Here is a 26430-nt window from a genome sequence, read left to right on the forward strand (position 1 = left end):
GGATGGTAAGCCCGGCAAAGTCTAGGTCAGCATGATCCGCCGCCACAGAGTCTGGATGTAACGGCGTTCGCTGGGAAACGCCTCGCCATCCACCTGGCTATTGAGGTTCTGCAAAGCGCGACGGTGGATGGTGGAGCGCAGGTTGATGAAGGCTTCACGCAGTCGCTCAGTGTCGGCCACCGGCAGCACCCCCGCCCGGCCCAGTTCCTCCAGCTGGCGAATGTTATCGGACCACTGGGTCAGTTCTGGATGATCCGCGCTGTAGGCCAGCACCAGATACTGAACCAGAAACTCAATATCGACGATCCCGCCCCAGTCGTGCTTGATGTGAAACACCGCAGGCGGCTCTCCCGCAACCGTACGGGTGCCCAGGCTCGCCCGCATTTTCTCCCGCATCTCAACCACTTCCCGGCGCAGTTGGGCGCGATCCCGAGACTGGCAGAGAATGCCGTGACGCAGCTCCTCAAACGCCGCCAGGGTCCGCGGGCAACCTGCCACTCCCCGGGCCCGGGCCAGCGCCTGATGCTCCCAGGTCCAGGCGTCCTGATGCTGGTAACGATCAAACGCCGACAGGGTGCTGACCAGCAGCCCGGAATTGCCAGAGGGCCGCAACCGCATGTCCACCTCGTAGAGCTGTCCCGAAGGCGTCTGGGTACTGAGTATGTGCACGATACGCTGGCCCAGCCGGGTGTAGAACACCGCGTTGTCGATGGCACGATCACCATCGGTCGACTGTTGCGGATCGGCATCGTGGATAAAGACCAGATCCAGGTCCGAGGTGTAGCCCAGCTCGATCCCCCCCAGCTTGCCGTAGCCGACCACCGCAAAATCGGTGTCGCAGGCGCTCCCGTCCGCCCGTTGCGGATAACCATGGCGACTGACCAGATTGGCAAAGGCCACATCCACCACATGATCGAGCACCACCTCGGCAATCCAGGTCAGGTAGTCGCTGACTTTCATCAGCGGCAGTGTGCCTCGCAGCTCCGACGCCGCCACCCTGAGCACATGGGCCTTCTTGAAGTGGCGCAGGGATTCCATCTGCTCTTCCAGATCCTCATAGGGAATCCGCAGCATCTGCTGACGCAGGTCGTCCTGCAGCTCGCTCTTGGCCGGCGGGTGATAAAGGCTTTCGGCGTTCAGCAACTCATCCAGCAGCAGCGGCGTCTCTGCCAGCAGGCGGGCGATCCAGGGGCTCTCGCTGCACAGCTTTACCAATTGCCAGCGCGCGCCCGGGTTCTCCAGCAACAGCACCAGGTAAGCCGTTCGCCGCAGCACCGCCTCCACCAGCTGCATCACCCTGGCCAGAGTCTCCGACGGATTGTCCACCTGGGTCACCGCCTCCAGCAGCACCGGCATAAACTGATTCAGGCGCTGACGCCCCTGGGTCTGCATGGTCTGGGTCGGGCGCCCCTGCCGCAGTTCCTCCAGAACTTTCAGAGAAGCCTCGGGCGCCTCGTAGCCATGCTCGGACAGCCAGGCCCCGGCCGCCTCCGCATCCAGCTCACCGAGCCACAGTGACGCCCAGCCTTCGTCGAGAGTCTCGGTGGTTTCAGCGTCCTCGTCGAGCGTGATGATGTCGGCGAAATGCCGCGCCACTTTCTCGCGGTGTGCGTTCAGCTCGTCCAGGCAGGTCTGCCAGTCATCGAACCCCAGAATCAGCGCCACCCGGGCCTGATCGATCCCGGTGTCGGGCAGCAACTGGGTCTGCTTGTCGGCGATACCCTGTAGGGCATGCTCCAGATTGCGCAGAAACACATACGCCGCCCGCAACTCCGCCACTACGTCAGAGGGCAACAGTTCCAGCGCCTCCAGTTGGGTCAGGATGGCCTGCAGCTCCCGTTGCTGGAGCTCTCGGTCACGTCCACCACGAATCAGCTGGAACGCCTGCACCACGAACTCGATCTCGCGAATGCCACCGCTACCCAGCTTGATGTCGTTATCCAGCCCCTTACGACGCACCTCGCGATTGATCATCGCCTTCATGTTGCGGAGCGATTCGAATGCGCTGAAATCGATGTACTTGCGGTAAACAAAGGGGCGCAGGCTGGCCATCAGTACCGCCCCGGCACGCTGGTCGCCGGCGACCACCCGGGCCTTGACCATGGCATAGCGCTCCCACTCCCGGCCCTGATCCTGATAGTAAGATTCCAGGGCCGCAAAACTCAGTGCCAGGGCGCCACTCTGGCCGTACGGACGCAGCCGCATATCGACCCGGTGTACGAAGCCGTCAGCGGTAATCTGGTCCAGGGCCTGAATCAATCGTTGTCCCAGACGGACAAAAAACTGCTGGTTGTCGAGGGTGCGCCGACCTCCCCGGGTCTCGCCACTGCTCGGGAAGGCAAAGATCAGGTCAATATCCGAGGAAACATTGAGTTCCCGGCCACCCAGCTTGCCCATACCTAGCACCACCATCGGTTGCGGCGCCTCTTCACCAGTGACCGGATCGGCGCCGTAGGGGGTGCCAAACGCCTCGCAGGCATCGGCGTAGAGCCAGTCCAGAGCACCCTGGATAGCGATGTCCGCCAAATCACTGGTGGCAGCAATGGTCTCTTCCAGGTCCGCCCAACGCAGCAGATCACGCCAGATGATGCGGAACTGCACTTCCTTGCGAAAACGACGTAACGCCGCCTGCAGCGCCGGCTCACTGTCCACGGCAGTGACGTAGTCGCGCCAGCACGCCTCCAGCGACGCGCGGGTCGTCGGCTCTGTCAGTGGTCGCTGCCTGACCGCATCGGCCAGCCGCTCGCTGTCCCGGGTCAGAATCTGGCGCAGGAACTGGCTGCTGGCCAGCGCCCTGGCCAGGTCCTCGGCCGTCACCCCAGCGCTTGCCAGCCACTCAGGCAAGCCCTCGGGACAGCTTTCCTGCCAACTTGCGGCGACTTCTTCCGCCAGAATGGCGGGTAACCCCTGCCACGGCTCGGACATAATGCAACCCCCTGTTTCTCTGTTATATTGTCGCCAAAGCCCCTGCGAATCGCACGCCAGTGGGCGTAAGACGAACACTACCATTCACCGGACCAGACTATACATGCTTCGAGACCGTCGGCCCCTGAACCCGGAACATCAGCTCGCCCACTTGCCCATGGCCAGTATTATCCGCAGCCGGATGAAACGGCTGTTCCTGATCCTCGGCGGACTGATGGTCTGTCAGGTACTGATTCTATGGTCGGTGGAACCGCTGTCGCTGTTCGAGGCCGCCTGGCTGACCATGACCACGGTCGTCACCGTTGGCTATGGTGACTACGCCCCACAAACGGTCGTCGGCCGACTCAGCACCATTGCGCTGATGTTCGTGGCGGCGATTACCCTGCTCACCCTGATTGTGAGCGACTTCATTGAGTACCGGTTCTACCGGCGCGAACGAATCGTTACTGGACGCTGGATCTACCCCATGAAAGACCACATCGTGATCATCAACACCCCCCGCCACGGCGGCGAGCAATATTTCATGCGCATTGCCAAACAGATACGGGCAGTGCCGGAATACCATAGTATTCCCATCCAGATCCTCACCCGCCAGTACCCCAACGGGCTACCGCCGGAGCTGACGGATCTGGGTTTGATCCACTATCACGGCTCCGGCAGCGACCCGGAAGCGCTCCGGGCTGTTCACGCCGGCGACGCCAAACACATCCTGCTGCTGGCGGCCGACGAGTCCGACCCCCACTCCGACAGCCTGACCTTTGACATCGCCCATCGGCTCAGCGAAGCCAACCTCGGTGGCCGGGTAATCGCCGAGGTGGTACGGGATGAAAACCGCTCCCGTTTCCAGCCGCTGGGGATTCGGACGGTGATCCGGCCAGTGCGTACCTACCCGGAAATCATGGTGAAAGCAGTGGTTGCCCCTGGCTCGGAGCGAGTACTCGAGGACCTGTTCAACTACGAACAGGATCATCCCCATCGTTACGACATTGTCCTGGATGACCTAAACTGGGCAGACATTGTCAGCGCACTGATCCGTCATGGCATCGGTACCGCCCTCGCCTACATAAACGGCGATGGTGAGGTCATCTGCCACCCTCCAGTGGACGAGGAGATCGAGGGCAAGGGCCTCATTGTGCTGGTCAAATCCCAGGACACACCCACCGTCGCCGTAGTGGAGGAAGCGCTGGATCGCTACCGCCAGTTCGTAGCCAAGTGGCATGAAATGCAGGAGCGTGCCGGCAACACCTGATGCGCGGTCTCAGGTGTTGATCAGCGCCAGCTGGAGAGCCCCCAGGTTCTCTACAACCTCTGGGTCAGGGCTGTCGCGGAGTCGTCGCAGATCGGTCTTTTGAGCCTCGCTGAGAACGCCCTCATAACCCGCCAGCACATCGTCCAGCGCCAGGCGCAGTTCATCGGTCAGTGCGCCGGTGAGCCAGCCGACGCTCACACCGTGGCACAGCCGGGTCAGGGCATCGCTGTCCGGGGCCAGCGGAGAGGGGTCATGCAGGCCCGCCAGGAAGTAACCCTGCTCCGCTTTGCTGATCAGATTGAGAAAGCAGCTATACGCCGCCGACAGCCGGGAGGCCCAATGCAACAGTCGCCGTTCATCCCCCGCCTTCAGCTCGAATTCCACCTCACACAACGGCCGGCTCTGGTCACCGGCAATGACCCGCCCCAGATCAAAGGCGCACTCGATCAACGTGTCGCCCTCCTCCAGCATGACAATACGACGTTCGAAGTTGGTTTCGAACACCGGCTCCAGCTCCGCCAGGTTGATCCCCTCCGCCAGCGGTGTATCTGCCAGCAGGCCCAGATTGAGACGGGTGCCCGTCAGCGGCCACTCCCATTCCTGACGGCGATGGGCGCCGGCGCGAAACTCGCCCTGGGTTTTCAGGGTCTGGATGTAACGGTCGCCGGCACGGCGTACCCGTAAAGCAGCACGCTGACGATTGAGCTCGGCCTTGGGGGTATCGAAATAGGTGTTGATGAGGGCCTTGGTCTCACCGGCCGCCGCCTCGGGCAGCTCGCTGAGCCATTGGAAGGCCGCTTCAGCGGTCGCGGGGGATAGGGTCAGCTTGATTTCAAGTTCCTGGGCCATGGTGCACCTTGGGGCAGAGTCCGTTTCCGCCAGCATACACATCGCCAAAAAAAACGGCGACCCGAGGGTCGCCGTTTCATTCCACGTTCCAACTCAGGTTAGCTGAATCAGAAGTAGTAGACCGCACCAACAGAAGCGATGGAACGCTCGTCGGTGGAGGCGGTGTTGCCCTGACTGTCGGTGTACTCATACACTTCGTCACCGCCACCCAGGTAGCCTTCAAAGTAGACGTACATGTTGTCAGACACGTTGTGCAGCGCCTGCAGGGTCACAGTATCACGCTCTGTGTCGTTGGCATCGTCAGCAGTAGCCAGCTCGTAAGACAGCGCGAACTGGTTGGCACCGATGGTGTAAACGCCCATCAGGCCCGCTACGTCGTAAGCGTCTTTACGGGTCTGGTACTCGGCAGAAACAGTGAAGCTGTCTGCACCGTAGGCAGCACGCAGGCCGTAGGTGTTCTCGGCATTACCGTCGTGGTTGTCGTTGGAGTCCATGGCCAGAGCCAGCTCAACACCGCCCATTTCGTAGGCAGCCGCCAGCTGGTACGGATAGGACTTCTCGGCGTTTTCAACGTCACCGTTAACCTGAACAGCGGCGCCCAGAGTCAGGCCACCGAAAGACGGGGTTTCGTATTGGATCAGGTCGCCTTCGCCAGTGCTGTATGCACCACCGACGTTGATTGAACCAACTTCGTAGAAGTTGGCAATCTGGTCGATCTTGCGCTCGTACAGGGAGTCGTCAGAACCTACCCAGATCTTACCGAAGCTGTCACCCTTAACACCGATGTAGGCTTCGTCAAGACGAACTCGGCCGCGGCCTTTGGTCTTGTCGTCAGCGTCAAAGCCGTCCAGCTCCAGCTTGAAGAAACCTTCCAGGCCCGGGGCAATTTCGTGGCTGTGCTTCACACCCAGGGTGGAGCCGTTGTCGAAATGATCAACTGTGGAAGGACCACCGTCGAAGTTGTCGTGTGCCAGTGCGTACTGGATGTTGCCGTATACGGTCGGCATGTTGTCTGCGGCCAGGGCAGAAGCGGAGAAGGTTGCCGCTGCGATAGCAGATGCGATGAGCGTCTTCTTCATGTTGCGTCTTCCTTTTTTGAGTTAACTCAGGTTTTAGCGTCGGGTTCTACCCGTTCTTTTTTGACTTCGACAATCGAGCCAGGAACGGGCCCGATTGTGTGTCGTAAACATGTCACTTTCATGACAAATAGTAAATGACGACTTAAGTGTTAACGGCATTGGAACCACCGTGGCCAAGACCACCGGGATTCGCCTTCGCTCCTTAAGCGTCAGCTACTTACAGGCTTTAATTAAAGCACTGCATGATGAATTCGTTTTAATACAAGGTTTTCACATTTGCAAACATTTCTACCAGATTTTTTAGTCCGTTTCGTGACAGTTCATGGCTGTTTTATAGCCAACTGCCCATCCAACTGACCATTCAAACCTGGGACCAACTTAGCCTTTCTTCACGGCTTTCAGAGTGATAGCTCAGCAAAGGCGCCGGACGACCTTTTCCCGGGCAAGTCCAGCACGAACGAATGCACCAGTTTGGATCGTACGGTTACAACCCCGAGGTTGGCACGACTCACACTTCCAGCAAGAACGTGACCGGACCATCGTTTACCAACGCTACCTGCATGTCTGCACCAAACCGTCCCTCACCCACAAGCTCTGTACCCAGGGCAGCCCTGGCGGAGGCGATAAAGCGTAGATAGAGTTCATTGGCTTGATCAGGGGGAGCGGCGGAAGAAAAGCCGGGGCGGGTTCCGGAGCGAGTATCAGCGGCAAGGGTAAACTGGGGGACAACCAGCAGCCCCCCTTTTATATCCTGGAGGCTGCGATTCATTCGCCCCTGGTCATCAGGGAACACACGGTAGGACAGAATCTTTCGGCACAGCGACTGCACCTGGGCCTCACCGTCTTCGCGCTCAACCCCCAGCAACAGCAGCAACCCGGTATCAATCTCCGAGAGCCGGTGACCTTCGACGGTCACACTGGCCTGTTTTACCCGCTGTATCAACCCCTTCATAACGTATCCGTTTGAATCTAGGAGCACAGATTCTAACGACCACGTCACTTTTCCTGCAACTGCCAGCCCCGGAAATTGCTTTACCAATCGTAACAGAGCCGGCGAGAATCACTCAGGAAGTCGTTTCCTGGGTCTTCTGAACCACCTCATCGACGGCGTGCATCAGGGCATCGACGATCGCCGGTTCGGAGGCGGAATGGCCCGCGTCGCGAATGATGCGCAGATCCGCGTCAGGCCATGCCTGGCTCAGCGCCAGGGCATTGTCCAGCGGACACACCATATCGTAGCGGCCATGGACGATGATGCAGGGAATTCCAGCCAGCGCACCGGCATTGTTGAGAATCTGGTCCGGTTCCAGAAAGGCCCGATTCATGAAGTAATGGCACTCGATTCGCGCCAGTGCGATGGCAACGTGGGGATGACCGAAATGGTCCACCACCGCCGGATTCGGGTGCAGGGTGGCACACCGCCCCTCCCAGATAGACCAGGCCTTGGCTGCCTGAATCTGCTCCAACTCGTTGTTGCTGGTCAGACGCCGGTAGTAGGCCGACACCAGATCGCCCCGCTCCGCCTCCGGGATCGGTGCCAGGAAGTCGCGCCAGTAATCCGGGAACACCCGACTGGCGCCTTCCTGATAGAACCAGTGAATGTCCTGGGGCCGGCACAGGAAAATGCCCCTCAGCACCAGTCCCATCACCCGCTCCGGATACTGTTCGGCGTAGACCAGACTGAGGGTGGAGCCCCAGCTTCCGCCGAACAGCACCCAGCGATCAATGCCCAGAAACTGCCGGACCTGCTCCATGTCCGCCACCAGATCGGCGGTGGTATTGTCCGCCAGCTCCGCCAGAGGCGTGGAGCGACCGGCCCCACGCTGATCCAGCAGGATGATGCGATAACGTTCGGCATCGAAGAACCGCCGGTAGTAGTCCTCACAGCCGCCCCCGGGGCCGCCGTGGACCACCAGCACCGGAATCCCCTCGGGATTGCCGCTTTCTTCCAGGTAGAGCTCGTGGGGAGGCGTCACCTTGAGGCGGTGACGGGCATTGGGACGGAGTTCTGGGTAAAGGTTCAACATGGAGGCATCACCTGGTGTCCATTAATGAAAGGTGCCTGTCGTCGACATCGAAGCAGTATGACATGAAACGCTTTGCCTCGCCCAAAACGCGAAAGGGGTGACCCTGAGGCCACCCCTTCCACCAAACCAATCCGCTCTGCCAAACCTGACCGGGCCCGAGCAATCACCCGGGCCGGTCAGCTCGGCGTCCCGATCAGCCCTTGTTGGCGCGCTTGCGCTCGTTCTCGGTCAGCAGCTTCTTGCGCAACCGGATCGATTTCGGCGTCACTTCCACCAGCTCATCGTCATCGATGAACTCAAGCGCCTGCTCCAGGGTGTGCTTGATCGGCGGCACCAGCCCGATAACCTCGTCCTTGCCAGAGGCACGCATGTTATCCAGCTTCTTGCCCTTGGTCGGGTTCACCACCAGATCGTTATCACGGCTGTGAATACCACAGAGCTGGCCTTCGTAGATTTCCTGGCCGGGGTCGAGGAACAGCTTGCCACGGCTCTGCAGGGTCTCCAGTGAGTAGGTCAACGCGGTACCTGTTGCCATTGACACAATCACACCGTTCTGACGACTGGTGACATCACCCGCCTTGATCGGACCATAGTGGCTGAAGGTGGAGGTCAGGATACCGCTACCGGACGTCATGGTCAGGAAGGTGTTGCGGAAGCCGATCAGACCACGGGCCGGAATGGTGTATTCCAGGCGCATGCGGCCCTTGCCATCCGGCGTCATGTTGGTCAGCTCACCCCTGCGCAGTCCCATCTGCTCCATCAGCGGGCCCTGGTGCTCTTCCTCAATGTCGACGATGACGTTCTCGTACGGCTCCTGCTTCTCGCCGTCGATTTCGCGGATCACCACTTCCGGACGTCCCACCGCCAGCTCGAAGTTCTCCCGGCGCATGTTCTCGATCAGCACCGACAGGTGCAGCTCACCCCGGCCAGATACCTTGAACTTGTCGGCGGAGTCCCCTTCTTCCACCCGCAGCGCCACGTTGTGCAGCAGCTCCTTCTCGAGGCGCTCCTTGATGTTGCGGCTGGTGACGTACTTGCCTTCCTTGCCGGCGAACGGCGAGTCGTTGACCTGGAAGGTCATGGACACGGTAGGCTCATCCACCGTCAGCGGCGGCAGCGCCTCAACGGCACTCTGGTCGCACAGGGTGTCGGAGATGTACAGCTCATCCAGACCGCTGACACAGACGATGTCGCCGGCCTGAGCCTCTTCAACCTCAACCCGCTGCAGCCCGGAATGGCCCATGATCTTGAGAATCCGGCCATTGCGTTTCTTGCCGTCCGCGCCAATGGCGGTGACCGGAGAGTTGGTGGTCACCTTGCCGCGCATGATCCGGCCGATGCCGATCACACCCAGGAAACTGTTGTAGTCGAGCTGGGAGATCTGCATCTGGAACGGGCCGTCCAGATCAACATTGGGCGCAGGAACATGGTCCACGATGGCCTGGAAGACCGCATCCATGTTGTCGTCCAGCTTCTCGTGGTCCTCGCCGGCGATGCCGTTGAGGGCGCTGGCGTAGACAATCGGGAAATCCAGCTGCTCGTCGGTGGCACCCAGGGCATCGAACAGGTCGAATACCTGATCCACGACCCAGTCCGGACGCGCGCCCGGACGGTCGATCTTGTTGACCACCACGATCGGGTTCAGACCTGCGTCGAACGCTTTCTGGGTAACAAAGCGGGTCTGCGGCATCGGGCCGTCGATGGAATCCACCACCAGAAGCACACTGTCCACCATACTCATTACCCGCTCGACCTCACCACCGAAGTCGGCGTGTCCCGGGGTGTCCACGATGTTGATGTCGTAGTCTTTCCACTTCAGCGCAGTGTTCTTCGCCAGGATGGTGATGCCACGCTCTTTTTCCTGGTCGTTGGAGTCCATAACGCGCTCATTCTCGAGCTCTTTACGGTCCAGAGTGCCAGACTGGCGCAACAGCTGGTCCACCAGGGTGGTTTTGCCATGGTCGACGTGGGCGATGATGGCGATATTACGAAGATTCTCAATCACAACAATATCCTGCGGCATGCGTACTGACCTGAGAGGTCTCAGGCGGCGGTCGTTCCCGACCACACGCACACCGTCTCAAATCCGTTAAGTAAAAGAACCGGCCCGGACATCGCTTGCTGACAACGAAAGCACAGTCAAGCGCGGCGGCCAGGCCTCTCCTCCCCCAGGGACACTTTTGAGTGGCACAGCCAGTGCCAGCAGAAACCAAACAGAAGGTATGCGGTGCCCGTTCAGGAACAGGGTCGGTGAGGCGGCGCGCAGTATAACGGAAACTTGATGTCGTTAGTATGAATAATGGTCGCAATTGGCAGGTAATTCCCACGACGACAAACACCCTGGCGCACCATTTAAGTGCATCACCCAAGGGGTTTGCACCATTTTGGTGTTGAGCTACGCTCGTGACACGGCGTTTTGCGCCCCGAAAGCGCATCTGCCCGACAGCCAGGGCCCGTCACTGCGCTGTTCTGGCGCATGCACGAAAAACTGGCACGGACCCTGCTTTGTCTTACGCAACCAATTTTGAAGGTGAGCGTCTGTTGCTTCTGATAAGCTACGCCCACCTGATAACAAGGCTGCGCCGGCCCACGCACTGAGGCGGGAGCGCCGGCCAAACGCAACAAAGAACACCGACACGCCCGCCTGCGGGCTAAACAACGGAGCTTGCATAATGTCCAAGACGATTGACCTGATCAAAGAGCACGAAGTTAAGTGGATTGACCTCCGGTTCACCGACAGCCGCGGTAAAGAGCAGCACGTGACCCTGCCGGCCACCGAAGTGGACGAGGATTTCTTCACCGACGGCAAGATGTTCGACGGCTCCTCAATCGCCGGCTGGAAGGGCATCAACGAATCCGACATGATTCTGATGCCGGACGACGAAAGCTCCGTTCTCGACCCGTTCACCGAAGAAACCACGCTGAACATCACCTGTGACATCGTCGAGCCGACCACCATGCAGGGCTATGAGCGTGATCCCCGCTCCGTTGCCCGTCGCGCCGAAGAGTACCTGAAGTCCACCGGCATCGCCGATGGCGCCCTGTTTGGCCCGGAGCCGGAGTTCTTCGTATTCGATTCGGTGAAATGGAACGTCGACATGAGCGGCGCCATGTACTCCATCCACTCCGAAGAAGCGGCGTGGGTTTCCGGCGAAGACTTCGACCGCAACAACATCGGTCACCGTCCGGGCGTGAAAGGCGGTTACTTCCCGGTGCCACCGGTTGACAGCCTGCACGACCTGCGTGGCGCGATGTGTGCCGCCATGGAGTCCATGGGCCTGGAAATCGAGGTTCATCACCACGAAGTGGGCACCGCCGGCCAGTGCGAAATCGGTGTTGGCGCCAACACCCTGGTGAAGAAGGCCGACGAAGTTCAGATCCTCAAGTACTGCGTGCATAACGTCGCCCACGCCTACGGCAAGACCGCGACCTTCATGCCCAAGCCTGTGGTTGGTGACAACGGCTCCGGCATGCATGTGCACATGTCCCTTAACAAGGACGGCAAGAACATCTTCGCTGGCGACGGCTACGCTGGCCTGAGCGAAACCGCCCTGTACTACATCGGCGGTATCATCAAGCACGCCAAGGCCATCAACGCCTTCACCAACTCCTCCACCAACAGCTACAAGCGTCTGGTGCCGGGCTTCGAAGCACCGGTTATGCTGGCCTACTCCGCCCGTAACCGCTCTGCCTCCATCCGTATCCCGTACGTCAACAGCCCGAAAGCCCGTCGCGTGGAAGTCCGCTTCCCGGACCCGGCCGCCAACCCGTACCTGGCGTTCGCAGCCCTGATGATGGCCGGCCTCGACGGTATCCAGAACAAGATCCACCCGGGCGATGCCATGGACAAGGATCTGTACGATCTGCCGAAAGAAGAAGCCCTGAACATTCCGACGGTTGCCGGCACCTTCCAGGAAGCACTGGACTGCCTGGAAGCGGACCACGAGTTCCTGACCCGTGGCGGCGTGTTCACCGAAGACATGATTGCCGGATTCGTTGACCTCAAGCGCGGCGAGATCGAGCGCCTGAACATGACCACTCACCCGGTCGAGTTCGACATGTACTACTCCTGCTGATCCTGACGGATGACGCAGTGCCTAGCCCCGCCCTGTGCGGGGCTTTTTTATGCCCGTTTGCCAACTCAAAGCGGTACCGACAGCCGAGCCTTAACGCTTTGTAACCAAGGGCAAAACCCATGGCGTTGCAATGTCCGATTGCGCTACCGATAATCCAGAAGAGGCTTACGCAGTCTCTCGATCCCAATAACCACAACGGACCAGGGCTATGACACCAAGGATTGCAGTATTCGCCGGCGCACTGACGGCACTGACTTCACCGGCGTTTGCCGAGATCTACCGCAGCGTGGATCAGTACGGCAACGTCACCTACTCAGACGAAGCCAGTGACCAGTCCGAGACGGTGGAGGTCAAGCCAATCACAACCATTACCCTGCCCAAACTGGAAGATGTCACCCAGACAGAAGCGGCGCCGGGGGCCGGCGATACCAACGCCCAGCCTTACGACAGCATCCGCTTTGTATCGCCAGGCAATGACACCGCATTCCACAGTGGCAACGGTGACGTGGAATTCCAGGTCAGCAGCAGCCCGGCCTTGCGTGAGGGTCACCTGTTCGAGGTTGCCCTGGATGGCGCCCCGGTCGGCCAGTCCAGCTCGGGTTCGGTGATGGTGCGCAATGTCTTCCGCGGTACCCACCAGGCCGACGTGCATGTGATCAACAGCGATGGCGTCCGCGTCCAGAGTGGCAACAGCATCTCCTTCACCATCCACCGGCCGTCCGCGCAGAATTAACCGAACCGGCGCCATACCCTGGCGCCCTCCCTGCCGGCGCCCCTGCCGACAAGGCACCAAAATGGTGCGCCCGCACCAAATAGCGGCCATACTCTGTGCCAACGCAGGGCGCGCCTCTTGTACCGCGCCCCGCTGTGACCGTCTCCGGCCAGGACAGATCACCCCCGTGCCGCGGTGAACGCCCCGCAACACGGCACCCTGCCGGTCTCCGTGCCGTATTAAGGCTGGGGCGGTGCACTCATTTCGATCCCGTCAGGGCTTTTGGGCCAAAGTGGTTCACTTCTTGCAGAAACGCCCTGCATACCAAGGGGAGAATCATGGCGACGTCTGCTGGCTACAAACACCTTCTGGACAACCTCACCACGGCGGTGCTGGTGCTGGATGCAAAACTCAACGTGCAATACCTCAATCCATCGGCCGAAAGCCTGTTTGAGACCAGTATCACCCGTGCCCAGGGTAACCCGGTGGTGGACCTGCTGGTGGAATCCGAAGAAGCCCTCGACACCCTTCACGCCGCCGCCCTCAATGGCCAGTCCTACACCAAGCGTGAAGCCGAATTCCTGTTGACCTCCGGTACCCGGCTGACGGTGGACTACTCGGTGTCACCGACCGGCAGCCAGAAACCGGAACTGTTGGTGGAGATCCAGCCCCGGGACCGCTTGCTTCGCATCACCCGGGAGGAGGAGATCATTGCCAAACAGGAAACCAGCCGCATCCTGGTCCGGGGCATGGCCCACGAGATCAAGAACCCGCTGGGCGGAATCCGTGGCGCGGCACAACTGCTCGACCGGGAACTGATCGACGAAGGCCAGCGGGAGTACACCCAGGTCATCATCAACGAGGCCGACCGGCTGCGCAGTCTGGTGGACCGGATGCTGGGACCCAACCGCGCATTACGGATGGCACCGACCAACATTCACGAGATTCTGGAACGGGTGAGAACCCTGCTGGAGGCGGAAAGCCGTGGCGAAATCCGCTTCCGTCGCGACTACGACCCCAGCCTGCCCGAGTTCCAGGGAGACAAGGAACAGCTGATTCAGGCGGTGCTCAACATCGCCCGCAACGCCATGGAGGCCGCCTTTGAGCACCACGACAACAGCCGTGAGGAACCGCCCACCATCACCTTCCGCACCCGCGCCCTGCGCCAGTTCACCATCGGCCACACCCGTCACCGGCTGGTGTGCCGCATTGACGTTATCGACAACGGTCCCGGCATTCCCCCGGAACTGCTGCAGAACATCTTCTACCCCATGATCAGCGGCCGGGCCAGCGGTACCGGCCTGGGACTGTCGATCACCCAAAGCATCATTGGCCAGCACAATGGGCTCGTGGAATGTGAGAGCGAGCCCGGCCAAACCGACTTCATCATCTTCCTGCCCCTGGAGGACCAAGCATGAGCCAATCGGCAAACGTCTGGATCATCGACGACGATCGCAGCATTCGCTGGGTGCTGGAGCGCGCCCTGAGCCAGGCCGACATGAAACCACGGGTTTTTGAAAACGGCGAGAGCATCATCACCCGCCTGGAGCACGAGCAGCCGGACGCCATCATCAGTGACATCCGCATGCCGGGTGTCGATGGCATCACCCTGCTGTCGAACATTGTCGAGCACCATCCCGACCTGCCGGTCATCATCATGACCGCCCATTCCGACCTGGACAGCGCCGTCACCAGCTACCAGACCGGGGCCTTCGAGTACCTGCCTAAACCGTTTGATGTGGATGACGCGGTGGCGCTGGTCAAGCGTGCCGTGGCCCACAGCCACGAGCGTCGCGCCACCAGCGAGCCGGCCGTCGAGGCCAGCCAGCGTAATGCCGAAATCATCGGCGAGGCACCGGCGATGCAGGAGGTGTTTCGCGCCATCGGGCGGCTGTCACACTCCAATATCACCGTGCTGATCAACGGCGAGAGCGGGACCGGCAAGGAACTGGTGGCCCAGGCCCTGCACAATCACAGCCCCCGGGCCAGCCACCCGTTCATCGCCCTGAACATGGCGGCGATTCCCAAGGATCTGATTGAGTCCGAGCTGTTTGGCCACGAAAAGGGCGCTTTTACCGGTGCCGGTGCCGCCCGCCATGGCCGCTTCGAGCAGGCCAACGGCGGCACCCTGTTTCTGGACGAGATCGGGGACATGCCTGCGGATACCCAGACCCGGCTGCTGCGGGTGCTCGCCGACGGCGAGTTCTACCGGGTGGGGGGCACCACTCCCATCAAGGTGGACGTGCGGATCATTGCCGCCACGCACCAGGATCTGGAGAGACTGGTGCAGGACGGCTCGTTCCGGGAAGACCTGTTTCACCGCCTCAACGTCATCCGGGTACACCTGCCCAAACTGGCGGAACGCCGCGAAGACATTCCCCGGCTGATGCAGCACTTTCTCAAACGGGCCGCCCGGGAACTGGCAGTGGAGCCCAAACTGCTGCGCCCGGAAGCGGAGGAGTACCTCACCACCCTGCCCTGGCCCGGCAACGTCCGTCAGCTTGAGAACACCTGCCGCTGGCTCACCGTGATGGCCAGCGGTCGCGAGATCCACATCGACGACCTGCCGCCGGAACTGCTGCAGCAATCCGAAACCCCGGCCACCGGCCAGACCTGGCAGGAAGGCCTGCGCAACTGGGCGGAACAGGAACTCAAACGCGGCCACAAGGGCCTGCTGGATGTGGCAGTCCCCGAGTTCGAGCGCATCATGATCGAAACCGCGCTCAAGCACACCGGCGGCCGCCGGCGGGACGCCTCCATCCTGCTGGGCTGGGGCCGCAACACCCTGACCCGCAAGATCAACGAACTGGGCATGGACCACGAGGGCCATCCGGACGATTGATGGCCTCAGGCCCCGGGGCTTGCCGGGGTGGTCCGATAGCCCTGGATCACCTCGTCCACAATGATCCCCAGGGAGGTCACGCTGGCCGCCGTGACATACCAGGTCTGGGCATCAACAAACACCACCCGCCCGGCCTTCCAGGCCCGGGTCTGCTGCAGCAGCGGGTTGGCCATGGTGGCCATGGTCAACGTCGCCTTGCGCTCCATCACCGCGGTACGGTCAATGACATAAAGGATGTCCGGGTCCACGGCGCTGATGAATTCATTGGATATGGGCTGGCCGTGCAGACCCGGCTCGATGTTCCGGCTGGCCGGCTTGACCCCAAGGGTGTCGAACACAAAGCCATAACGGGACCGGATGCCGAACGAACTATACGCACCATTGTTGTGCATCACGATCAGCGCGGTTTCCGGCCGCCCTGCCGTCACCGACCGGGCGCGCTCAACGCCGGCGCTGATCTCCGCCACCTTCTCCCGCGCCAGGGCTTGCTTCTGGAAAATCCGCCCCAGGGTCAGCAGGTGATCCTTGGCAATGTCGATGTAGCTTCCCTGTTCGTTCAGCAGGTCCCAGTCGAAGTGCAGGGTCGGCGCAATCTCACTCAGCTCATCGTAATACTGGGCCTGAACCGGCGAGATCAGGATCAGGTCCGGTTTCAGGGCGTACACTCGCTCCAGATTGGGCCGGACGATCGCCCCCAGGTCCTCAACCCCGGCATCATCCCGGTAGGACGCCAGGAAATCCGGCACATAATCCTTGGGCATGCCGGCCACAGGCACCCCCAATTGATCCAGCGAATCGACGTCGTTCATGTCGAACGCCACCACCCGCCTGGGCAGCTGCTCAATGGTCGTTTCCCCCAGTGCATGCTGCACGGTGATGGGCTGGTACTCGGCCTGGGCGGCTGACGACGCCTGCGGACTGGGATTGCCATCCGCCGATGCCGACGGCTCACAGCCTGCCAGCCCCAGCACCGCAGCCGCCACCAGCGCAGACCACCAGCGGGGGTAAAGTGTTTCCAGTTTCATGACCAGTCTCCCTGTGGGTTGAAGTAATTGCACAAACGGCCCCGCTCGCTGCGGACAATGTCGAACTCGAGGTCGTAAAGATCCTTCAGCCGGGCTTCGGTGACGGTGTCCGCCACCGGACCACTGAAATGGAGCCGCCCCTGTTTGAGGGCGACAATGCGGTCTGAGTAGTTGGCGGCAAAGTTGATGTCGTGGATCACCAGAATCACCGTCCGTCCCTGCTCGTCACACAGCCGGCGAAGGGCCCGCATGATCTGCACCGCGTGTTTCATGTCGAGGTTGTTGAGGGGCTCGTCCAGCAGCAGACAGTCGGTTTGCTGGGCAATGGTCATGGCCAGGAAGGCCATCTGCCGCTGCCCGCCGCTGAGCTCGTCAATATAGGCCTGGCGCAGTGGCGTCAGTGAGAGGAAATCGATGGCATCAGCCACCGCGTGCCGATCGGCTTCGGTGAGGGTGCCTCGACTGTAGGGAAAACGGCCAAACCCCACCAGTTCCTCCACCGTCAGCCTCAGGTTGATGTCCGGAGACTGTCGCAGGGTGGCTACTCGCCGGGCGTAGTCGGCCAGGCGGATGTCGTGGACCGGCTGCTCCGCCAGCCGGATCTCGCCCTGATCCGGCGACAGCAACCGCGCCAGCATCATCAGCAGGGTGGTCTTGCCGGCGCCGTTGGGGCCGATCAGCGAGGTGACCTGACGCGCCGGAAAGCGGGTGGAGACATCCGCCAGTACGGTGCGGCCACCATAGCGTTTGGACAGGTTGTGTACGGAAATCATGCGCGACCTCGGGTCCGGATCATTAACGCCAGAAAGTAGCCACCGCAGATCAGGTTGATCAGGATCGTCACGGTGGTGCGATAGTTGAGCACCTGCTCCACCAGCAACTGGGCCAGGATGAACAGCCCGACGGCCACCGCGCTGGCCATGGGCAGGGTGGCCCGATGGCGGGTAGTGCCCGCAAGGGCGTAGGCCAGATTGGCCACAAAAATCCCCATAAAGGCCGTCGGCCCCACCAGACTGGTGGAGATGGCCACCAGCACCGCCACCAGGAACAGCTGCTGACGGACACAACGGGGGTAATCCACCCCCAGCGACAGGGCCTGCTCCCGTCCCAGGGCAATCACATCCAGCAGCGCCCGGGAGCGCAGCATCACACCGGCCACCAGCAGCACCAGCACCGCCGCATAGCCCAGCTGCCCGGGACGAACCCGATTGAATGACGCCTCGTTGTAGCCCTGAAGGACAGCGAACTCACCGGGACTGACCGTGACCTGGATAAACTGGGTCAGGGTGCTGATCACCATGGTCAGCACCAGCCCCAGCAACAGCAGGAAATAGACGTTGCTGCGGCCATCCCGGAACAGCCAGCGATGGATCACCCAGGAATAGGCCAGCATCAGCAGCACCGACGCAAAGAAGTTGCCGTTCTGGCCCATCAGCATCAGGCTGCTGGTGCCCAACAGCCACACCAGCAGCGCCTGGAACAGCAGGTAAACCGACTCATAGCCCATGATTGCCGGTGTCAGAATCCGGTTGCCGGCGATGCTCTGGAACACAATGGCGGAGAACGCAATGCAGACACCGCCCAGCCCTATGGCCGCCAGCCGCAGCAACCGTTTGGGAATGATGTAGTCGGTGTCCAGTCCGGAATTCAGCAGCACAAACACCACCGCCAGCGCCAGCACGGCGACCCAGCTTGAGAGCATGAGCGGCCGGCGCATCAGCGGTTCCTCCGCAGAATCAGCAACAGAAACAGCACGCCGCCGACACTGCCGGCGGTCAGTCCGATGGGGATCTCGAACGGATAGATCAGCAGCCGGCTGATCAGGTCGCAGACCAGCAGCAGGCAGGCACCAGCCAGCGCCACAATCGGCAGGGTATGGCGCAGGTGCTCGCCGTAGTACAGCACCACCAGGTTGGGGATCACCAGGCCAACAAACGGTATGGTACCCACCGTAATGACCGTCACCGCCACCGTCACTGACACCAGCAGCAGGCCAAGGCCGGCGGTGACGGCGTAGCTCACCCCCAGACTGGTCGCCATATCCTCGCCCATGCCCAGTACGGTGAAGCGGTGGGCATAGAGGTAGGTCACCAGAATGATCGGCAGGGTGAGATAGAGAATCTCGTAGTTGCCTTCAACAATCTTGGAAAAGTCCCCCAGCAACCATCCCTGCATGCTCTGCAGGATGTTGTGGCGATAGGCGTAAAACTCGGCAATGGCACTGAGCACGCTGCCGTACATCAGCCCGATCACCGGCACCATCACGGTATTGCGGAAATGGATGCGGCGGACGATGGCCAGGTAGAGCGCACTGGCCGCCAGACAGAACACCAGGGCGAACAGCATCCGCCCCAGCGTGCCCATCGCCGGTGCCAGAATCAGCGACACCAGCAACCCCAGGCGCGCCGCGTCCAGGCCACCGGAGGTGGCGGGCTCGACAAAGCGGTTGCGCACGATCTGCTGCAGGATAACCCCGCACATGGACAGGCCGACGCCGGTCAGCACCACAGCCGCCAGTCGCGGCAGGCGGCTGGCGGTCAGGGTCGTCCAGGCATCGCCAGACAGCGACAGCAGTGCGTGCCAGGCCATCGGCTTGACACCAACCGCCAGCGAGACCAGGCACAGCAACACAAAGCCCAGGGACAGAACGCTAGGTATCGACACAGTGTTCCGCTTGTCGGAGATGGGGTTGTCCCCCGGCGACCTGCCAACCTCTGGCCGACTCGCGCTGGGCCAGAAAGCGTGCATAGCGCCCGCCGGCCGCAGCCAGCTCGCGGTGACATCCCTGCTCGCAGACAGCGCCATCCTCCAACACCACAATCCGGTCGGCAGAGGTGATGGTGGACAGCTGATGGGCGATCACTATCAGCGTGCGTTTGCCCCGCAGTCGCGCCAGAGTCTCGGCAATGATGGCCTGATTGCCGGTATCCAGTGCTGCCGTGGCTTCATCCACCAACAGGATGGGAGCGTCCTTGATCAGCGCCCGGGCGATGGCAATTCGCTGCCGCTCGCCCCCGGACAGCCGGGCACCACCCTCACCCACCAGCGTTTTCAGCCCCTCGGGTAAGCGTTCAACCAGCGTTTCCACACCGGCCAGCCGGACCACCTCCGCCAACTCGTTGTCACTGGCCCCGGGCCGCCCCAGGCGGATGTTGTCGGCGATACTGCCCTGGAACAGGTAAGTATCCTGGAACACCTGGCTGATCTGTGCCGCCAACTGGTCGCTGGTCATCTGCCGCACATCGATACCGCCCACCAGAACCTGGCCACCAGTGACATCGAAGAACCGCGCCACCAGACGCATCAACGTGGTCTTGCCCGATCCGGACGCACCAACCAGTGCAACCATGCTGCCGGGCGCAACCTCAAGATTCACCCCCCGCAACACCTCCGTCTCACTGGCGCCGTAACGGAAGCGGACATCGCGGAGGGTCACCGAATGGTCTGCCGGTGACTGTGGTTGAGGCGGCTGCGGCAGCGGTTGTGCTGCCAGGATTTCCCGCACGCCGTCAAGCTGGTTGCGAGCGCCCCGCAATGCCTCACCATAGCCGGCGATCTCCAGCAACGGCTCAACGAAGCGATAACTCAGCAGCAACGCCACGGTCACCGCAATCAGCGATTGCGACGACTGGCCAGCCATCAGCGCCTGGTTGAGCCAGAACACCGCCGCAAGCAGCAGCGTGGCAAAAACGGCCTGCACCACCCAGGCGTTGAGTGTCACCGCCAGTATCGAGGGGTAGATGAGTTGTCGGGCGGAGCGGTGCTGACGATCAATGGCCTCGGCCAGGAAACGGGCACCGGCGCCCTCACCGTTGAACGCCCGCAATACCGACTGGGCCTGGGCGAACTCCACCAGCCGCTGACTGGTGTCGGCGGCGTGGTCGTGGAAGCGGCGATCCACCTGCCGTCCCAGTCGTGTTGCCAGCCAGAACACCACCGCCAGCAGAGGCAGCGCCAGTAGCGCAATCAGCCCCATCTGCCCGTTCAGCGCAAACAGCGCCAGCACCATGACCAGGGGGGTGACCAGGCCACCAAACACCGGCGTGAACACATGCGCCGGCAACTGGGCCACCTCCATCAGGCCATGGGACACCACATGGCTGAGGCGGGCAGTGTTGGCCGGGGTAAACCAGCCCACTGGCAGGCCGGCGACATGGTCACCAAGACGCAGGCGACCGCTGCGCAGCACTGACACACCAACCCTGACCCCGGCCTTGTCCACCTGTACCCGCCACCACCAGGCCAGCGCTACACACCCCAGGAAGCCCGCCAGCCAGAACGTTGCGGGGCGCACCTCCCCGGCCAGCAAATGAGAGAGCAGCGGCACCAGCAGCACCACCGTGATGCCGTTCAGCAGACCATAGAGCACCACCATGATCAGGTAGCGCCTGAAGATGGCAACATCGCGACCCAACAGGCTCATCAACGTGTTCAACATGAGCTCGCCTCCTGATAGCCACCCAGGCGCCAAAGCCGGGTGTAGAGACCATTGCGGGCCAGCAGCTCCTCGTGCCGCCCCTGTGCGGCAATCCGGCCATTGTCCAGCACCAGAATGCGATCGGCCTGCCTCACGGTATCGAGCCGATGGGCGATGACCATCAGGGTACGGCCCTCGGCAAACCGCGACAGGGCCGCCTGGATCGCCGCTTCGTTGCCAGCGTCGGCAGCCGCCGTGGCTTCATCCAGCACCAGCACCGGCGGATCGAGCAATACCGCGCGGGCGATGCTCACCCTCTGCTGTTCGCCGCCGGAGAGCTGGGCGTCCTCACCAACCACCGAGTCATAGCCTCGCGGCAGGGCTTCAATGCGGTCATGGATATTGGCAAGCCGGGCCGCCGCTTCAATCTCCTGCCGGCTGGCCGCCGGACGACCCAGGGCGATGTTGTCTCGCACGCTGCCATGGATCAGGCGAACCTCCTGCAGCACAAACCCCACACGGCGATAGAGTTCCGGCGCGGCGAGCTGGCGCAGGTCCACCCCACCGAGGGTGATGCGACCGGCGCTGGGATCAAAGAACCGCAACAACAACCGGGCCAGGGTCGATTTACCGGCACCGGAAGCGCCCACAACGGCGGTCACCGTGCCAGGCTCCAGAGTGAAGTCGATCGCCAGCAGCACCGGCGACTGATCGTCATAACCGTAACTGAGCTGCTCAACCCGAACCTCGTTGCTGCCCGGCAGCGCCGCCTCAGCCGCCTCCGGTTGTGCCAGCACCGGGGTCTCCAACAGCGCCTGAACCCGTTGTGCCGCCCCCGTGGCGTTATGCAGGTCGTGGCCGATAAAGCTCAGCAGTTGCAGCGGCGCGGAGATGCCCGGCGTCACCAGGACAAACGGCAGCACCTCCACCGGCGTCATCCAGCCCAGACCGACGAACAGCACGCCGAACGTCAGCACCACGGCCAATACCGCCACCGGGGCGATGATGGCGTTGGCGTTGGCCATCGGCACCACCAATGGCCGGGTGAAGGCAACGAACGCCTGCAGGAACGCCTCGACGGCATCCCGGTAGCGGCTGTTGGCCCGTTCGCTGCCGGCAAAGGCTTTCAGCACCGGAATGCCATTGACGAACTCCACCACCGCGTTGTTGATCCGCGACTGGCCGTCGACAAACGCCTTCATGTTCTCTTCGCTGCCGGCCTTCATCGCCGCCCGGAATACCAGGAAAAATGCCGGAAACGGCAGTAACGAGACCAGCGCCATACGCCAGTCCATGGCAAACAGATACACCACCGACGCCAGAATCGCGCCCCAGGTGCGTCCGCGGATGGTGTAGTAGTGGGCGGTCAGCTCATGGAGGGTGCCGACGTCGTCCTGCAACGCCCGCTTCACCTCCCCCGAGGCCCGGCTGGTGAACCAGCCCAGCGGCACCTGGGCCAGACGATCCATGGCGGAGCGCCGCAGCTGCCGGGTCAGTCGATTGTCCGCCAGGTGCGCCAGCAGTTCAGCCACGGAAACCAGGGCCAACCCCAGGCACAGGGCCAGCAGACTCAGCGCGACGGTCTGCCAGATGGCATCGGTCAGCGCGCTGCCATCCACACCTTGCCCTCGCAACCCCTGATCCCCCAGAACAAGCGTCGCCAGGTGAGCGATTCCGGCCAGAGGCACCAGGGTGAACACCTCACCAGCGCCCGCGATCACCCCGGCCAGGGTCAGCCGCCCGCGAATCGGCGCCAGAACCTGACGGACTGCTCCGGTTCCGGCACTCACCTAGAAATCCACCGTTGCCGACATCAGGAAGGTGCGTGGCGCGCCCAGGCCACCAGACAGGCCGCTGCCATCACCGCCATTCCACGACCCCAGCCAGTACGCCTCATTGGTGACGTTCTGTACCCGCGCCCGCAGGGTCAGTGACTTGGCCAGTAGCCGGGTCACGTAACGGGCGCCAACATCAAAGGTGGTGTAGTCCGGCACCGCCAGTCGGTGACTGTTGTTGACGTAACGCTTGCCGGTGTGCACAACGCCGGCGGTCAGGGTCAGCCCCGGCACACGGGCCAGGTCGTACTCGGCTCCTACCTTGGCCAGCACCTTGGGCACACCGGTCACCTGATTGCCCTCGTTGGCGCCGTTCAGTGACCGGGTCACCTCCGCCTCGGTGTAGGACGCGCCGCCCAGCAAGCGCGTCCGCGGCAGCGGCTCGCCCACAAAGCTCCACTCCAGTCCCCGGTTGCGCTGCTCACCGTAGGTGCCGAACACCAGCGTGTCCGGATCGGTATAGGCGTTGGGCTTCTTGATCTGGAACAGGCTCAGGGTATGGGCGAACGCGCCCAGGTCCCACTTGGCGCCGATTTCATACTGCTTGGTCTGGTACGGTTCCAGCACTTCACCGGCGTTGGCCGCTGCCACCGGCGCGGTTGCCCCCTGGCTCAGGCCTTCGATGTAGTTGGCGTACAGTGACAGGGCGTCGCTGACACGAACCAGCAGCGCCGCCGACGGCGAGGTGCGGCTGGCATCATATTCCGCGGTCTTGGCGCCATCGGCCCCGTAATTGTCACTCCGGACGTTCTGGCGACGCGCCCCCAGAGTGAGCTGGTAGCGGTCATCGGCGAACGAGAGCGTATCGGCAATGGCGATGCTGCGCAGCTTGCTGCCACTGGCGGAGGTGTCCGCCGGAGACTGGTTGTAATCAGTCAGATCGGGGGCGACCCCAAAGTCCAAGTCGTAGTAGTTGGTCTGTACGTGGTCAAAGAAGTAGGCGTCCCGGAAGGACGAGTCCGACTCGAACTGGTTGGCCGACAGCGACCAGGCGTGACGGACCCAACCGGTGGTGAGATCACCGCGCACCCCGACTTCGGCGGACTTGACCGTGCCGTCCCGGGCCGAGCGGGCCGCCAGGGTGGAGATGTCACCGGCATCGTTCAGCAGCATGCTGCGGTCCACCAGCGCGTCATAGCCACCATCCTTGTGGCCCCAGGCCGCGTAGGCGGTGACCGTATCGGTCAGATCATACTCACCACGCAGTACTACGGTGTCGGACTCATTGCTGGTGTAAGCCCAGTCCGGTGCCAGGGAATAGTCTCCGTGTTTTGGCGTCGGTACCCTGGTTACCCCATCCGCCACCGCGAAGATGCCGAAGTAGTTGATCCGGTCCATGTCCTCCTGCTGGCTGTAGAGATCCACCGAGACGCGGGCATTCTCACCCCGCCAGTCCAGCCCCAGCGAGGCCAGTTGCATGCGGTGTTGCTGGCCATCCACCGGGGTGTCGCCATCACGGTAGACACCGTTGAAGCGCACGCCCCACTGCTGGTTGTCACCAAACCGCTGGCCCAGATCAACATGGCCACCCCAGAGGCTGTCGGATTCGTAGCTGGTGGTGATTCGCGCCAGAGGCTCCTTGCCTGCCCGCTTGGGCACGATGTTGACGCTGCCGGCAACGCTGCCGCCGGGCAACATGCCGTTAAGCAGCGCCGACGGTCCCTTCAGCAGCTCCACCCGCTCGGCCACCTCGGTGACACCCCGCAGGTTGGGGGCCATGCCCACCAGACCGTTGAAGGTCATGTCATCGGCGGAGGATGAGAAGCCGCGCACGAAGTAGGTCTCGAACAGGTTGCGCTTGGACGGCACGTACACCGAGGGATCGGTGGCACCGATCACCGCACCGATATCCTGGGCCTGCAGGTCCTGCAGCCGCTGCTCGGTGTAGCTGATGGTACTGAACGGGGTTTCCATCACATCCTTTTGGCCGAGGATACCGACAGAACCGCCGCGGGCCACCTGACCACCGGCGTAGGCTCCTGGCATGGCGTCCCAGCCAATGGCGTCCGCGCTCACTTCCAGCGGCATCAATACCGAGACATCACGGCGAGCCAGGGTGAAACTGCCATCGGGCTTTTCCACCAGCATCAGGCCCGAGCCCTGCAGCAGGCGGCCCAGCACCTCCCGGGGCGCAAGCTCGCCGCTCAGGGCCGGGCTGGTCAGACCCTGGGTCAGCGAGGGATCAAACGACAGCGGCAGCCCGGCTTCGGTGGCCACCCGGGACAGTTGCCGGCCCAGCGGATCACCGGCGGGAATGTCGTAGTGACGGGTGTCGGCCACCTCTGCGGTAACGGGCAGGGCGAGGGCAAGGGAAAGCGCGCAGGCGAACTGACGCGCCACGGGCAAGCAGCTGAAACGTTTCATACGACTCCTGATGACTTGGTATCGTGTTGCTGTTACTGGTAATGCCAATCAGGAACGAAAAAAGTATCAGCGCGACTGAAAATTATTGTTTCGGCAGCACCCGGGTCCAGTAGCCGAACAGGCTACGGTGCACCCGCAGTGGGTAGGTCGCCGCCACCATGGCCAGCGCCTGGTCACTGTCGAGCAGGGGGTAGGCGCCGGAGACGGTGAGTGCGGCCAGAGCCGGGTCCATCTGCAGGGTCCCGTGGCGATAACGCGCCAGTTCCCCGAGCAGTTGCGCCAGGGGCATTTCATCTGCCATCAACATGCCGTTGATCCAGGCGGCATCGGTGTCGGCAACGGCTTCCACCGCCCCCACCCGAGCCACCGAGAAGGCCAGCTGTGCGCCCGCCTCCACCACCGTCCGGGGCCCGCGGCCCGAAGGTGACACGGCCACCGCGCCCGCAAACACCTTGAGCCGGGTTTCGCCGTCGAGCTGGCGCACGCTGAAACGGGTTCCCAGGGCTTCCAGGCGGCCCTGCTCCGTCGCCACACGAAAAGGGCGCGGATCGGGCTGATCACTGGTCTCAATGTGAATCTCGCCCTGATGCAGGTCGATCAGTCGCTGCCGGCCATCAAAGCGCACCGCAATGTCGGTATCGGTATTGAGGATTAGTTGCGAACCGTCGGCGGTGGCCAGCTCCCGCTGCTCCCCGACCGCACTGCGATACCGGTTGGTACTGTCTGCCAGGTGCCAGGCGCCCCACCCCACAGGCACCACCGCAAGCAGCACCACCAGTTTGGCCAGGGCGGCGCGGCGCGCCGGACTGTCGGGGCGGTCCAGGGCGGCGGAAGCCACGCCCGGCGGCATACCACCCAGCGTGGCGGTAAGCCTTTCCACCCGTTGCCAGGCGCGGGCATTGTCGGCACTGGCTGCCAGCCAGTGGTCGAACTCCCGACGCTGGTCTGATTCAAGCGGCCCTTCCTGGAGCCGCAGCAACCACTCCGCCGCCTGCTCCAGTGCGGCCCGGGGCACTCCGGCGACACTCAT

General features: G+C 62.3%; 19 protein-coding genes. 5 read left to right on the plus strand and 14 right to left on the minus strand.

The features are described from left to right. Positions 1-21 precede the first annotated feature (21 nt). Positions 22-2925 (minus strand): bifunctional [glutamate--ammonia ligase]-adenylyl-L-tyrosine phosphorylase/[glutamate--ammonia-ligase] adenylyltransferase, encoded by a 2904-nt coding sequence (gene glnE, locus J2887_RS17515; RefSeq protein ID WP_227172430.1) that lies wholly within the window; start codon positions 2923-2925, stop codon positions 22-24. A gap of 103 nt (positions 2926-3028) precedes the next feature. Between glnE and J2887_RS17520 the strand changes: the two genes are divergently transcribed. Next, the gene (locus J2887_RS17520; protein ID WP_227172431.1) at positions 3029-4174 is read left to right on the plus strand and encodes a potassium channel family protein; all 1146 of its coding nucleotides are present in this window, start codon (positions 3029-3031) and stop codon (positions 4172-4174) included. Between the two features lie 9 nt (positions 4175-4183). On the opposite strand, the gene J2887_RS17525 is transcribed toward J2887_RS17520, so the two are convergent. From J2887_RS17525 to typA, 5 genes are all read right to left on the minus strand, one after another. Then, positions 4184-5023: a CYTH domain-containing protein gene (locus tag J2887_RS17525; protein ID WP_227172432.1), complete on the minus strand. Its 840-nt coding sequence runs from the start codon at positions 5021-5023 to the stop codon at positions 4184-4186. A gap of 107 nt (positions 5024-5130) precedes the next feature. Further along, positions 5131-6102 (minus strand): porin, encoded by a 972-nt coding sequence (locus J2887_RS17530; protein WP_227172433.1) that lies wholly within the window; start codon positions 6100-6102, stop codon positions 5131-5133. Between the two features lie 508 nt (positions 6103-6610). After that, a complete protein-coding gene (gene dtd, locus J2887_RS17535) occupies positions 6611-7054 on the minus strand; it encodes a D-aminoacyl-tRNA deacylase (protein WP_227172434.1) in 444 nt (147 codons plus the stop codon). Positions 7055-7166: 112 nt separating this feature from the next. Continuing rightward, positions 7167-8129: a prolyl aminopeptidase gene (pip, locus tag J2887_RS17540; protein WP_227172435.1), complete on the minus strand. Its 963-nt coding sequence runs from the start codon at positions 8127-8129 to the stop codon at positions 7167-7169. A 193-nt stretch (positions 8130-8322) separates the two neighbouring features. Continuing rightward, a complete protein-coding gene (typA, locus tag J2887_RS17545; RefSeq protein ID WP_228752821.1) occupies positions 8323-10134 on the minus strand; it encodes a translational GTPase TypA in 1812 nt (603 codons plus the stop codon). 667 nt (positions 10135-10801) lie between these two features. On the opposite strand from typA, the gene glnA reads away from it, so the two are divergent. The 4 genes from glnA to ntrC all read left to right on the plus strand — a co-directional run bounded on the left by glnA (position 10802) and on the right by ntrC (position 15759). After that, positions 10802-12205, plus strand: a complete 1404-nt coding sequence (glnA, locus tag J2887_RS17550) for a glutamate--ammonia ligase (protein WP_227172436.1) — start codon at positions 10802-10804, stop codon at positions 12203-12205. A 208-nt stretch (positions 12206-12413) separates the two neighbouring features. Beyond that, complete coding sequence (locus J2887_RS17555) at positions 12414-12938, plus strand: DUF4124 domain-containing protein (protein WP_227172437.1); 525 nt, start codon at positions 12414-12416, stop codon at positions 12936-12938. Positions 12939-13255: 317 nt separating this feature from the next. Then, the gene (gene glnL / locus J2887_RS17560) at positions 13256-14335 is read left to right on the plus strand and encodes a nitrogen regulation protein NR(II) (protein ID WP_227172438.1); all 1080 of its coding nucleotides are present in this window, start codon (positions 13256-13258) and stop codon (positions 14333-14335) included. Further along, on the plus strand, positions 14332-15759 hold the full coding sequence (gene ntrC, locus J2887_RS17565) for a nitrogen regulation protein NR(I) (RefSeq protein WP_227172439.1): 1428 nt from the start codon (positions 14332-14334) through the stop codon (positions 15757-15759). The genes glnL and ntrC overlap by 4 nt, the downstream gene beginning before the upstream one ends. A 5-nt stretch (positions 15760-15764) precedes the next feature. Here the strand turns inward: ntrC and J2887_RS17570 are convergent, their stop codons facing one another. The 8 genes from J2887_RS17570 to J2887_RS17605 all read right to left on the minus strand — a co-directional run bounded on the left by J2887_RS17570 (position 15765) and on the right by J2887_RS17605 (position 26430). Continuing rightward, positions 15765-16784, minus strand: coding sequence for a siderophore ABC transporter substrate-binding protein (locus J2887_RS17570; RefSeq protein ID WP_227172440.1), 1020 nt, complete (start codon positions 16782-16784; stop codon positions 15765-15767). Further along, positions 16781-17557, minus strand: coding sequence for an ABC transporter ATP-binding protein (locus J2887_RS17575; RefSeq protein WP_227172441.1), 777 nt, complete (start codon positions 17555-17557; stop codon positions 16781-16783). The genes J2887_RS17570 and J2887_RS17575 overlap by 4 nt, the downstream gene beginning before the upstream one ends. Continuing rightward, positions 17554-18501, minus strand: coding sequence for an iron chelate uptake ABC transporter family permease subunit (locus J2887_RS17580; protein WP_227172442.1), 948 nt, complete (start codon positions 18499-18501; stop codon positions 17554-17556). The genes J2887_RS17575 and J2887_RS17580 overlap by 4 nt, the downstream gene beginning before the upstream one ends. Continuing rightward, entirely contained in the window at positions 18501-19442 is a 942-nt protein-coding gene (locus tag J2887_RS17585) for an ABC transporter permease (RefSeq protein WP_227176165.1), read from the minus strand. The genes J2887_RS17580 and J2887_RS17585 overlap by 1 nt, the downstream gene beginning before the upstream one ends. Then, the gene (locus J2887_RS17590) at positions 19435-21222 is read right to left on the minus strand and encodes an ABC transporter ATP-binding protein (RefSeq protein WP_227172443.1); all 1788 of its coding nucleotides are present in this window, start codon (positions 21220-21222) and stop codon (positions 19435-19437) included. Before J2887_RS17590 ends, J2887_RS17585 begins: the two co-directional genes overlap by 8 nt. Beyond that, the gene (locus J2887_RS17595; RefSeq protein ID WP_227172444.1) at positions 21216-22991 is read right to left on the minus strand and encodes an ABC transporter ATP-binding protein; all 1776 of its coding nucleotides are present in this window, start codon (positions 22989-22991) and stop codon (positions 21216-21218) included. Before J2887_RS17595 ends, J2887_RS17590 begins: the two co-directional genes overlap by 7 nt. Continuing rightward, positions 22992-25400 carry a TonB-dependent receptor gene (locus J2887_RS17600; protein WP_227172445.1) on the minus strand — a complete coding sequence of 803 codons (2409 nt, stop codon included), beginning with the start codon at positions 25398-25400 and terminating at the stop codon, positions 22992-22994. It lies immediately after the preceding gene. Between the two features lie 82 nt (positions 25401-25482). Further along, a complete protein-coding gene (locus J2887_RS17605; RefSeq protein ID WP_227172446.1) occupies positions 25483-26430 on the minus strand; it encodes a FecR domain-containing protein in 948 nt (315 codons plus the stop codon).

This window comes from Marinobacter sp. CA1 (genome assembly GCF_020546665.1).
GTDB lineage: Bacteria > Pseudomonadota > Gammaproteobacteria > Pseudomonadales > Oleiphilaceae > Marinobacter > Marinobacter xestospongiae.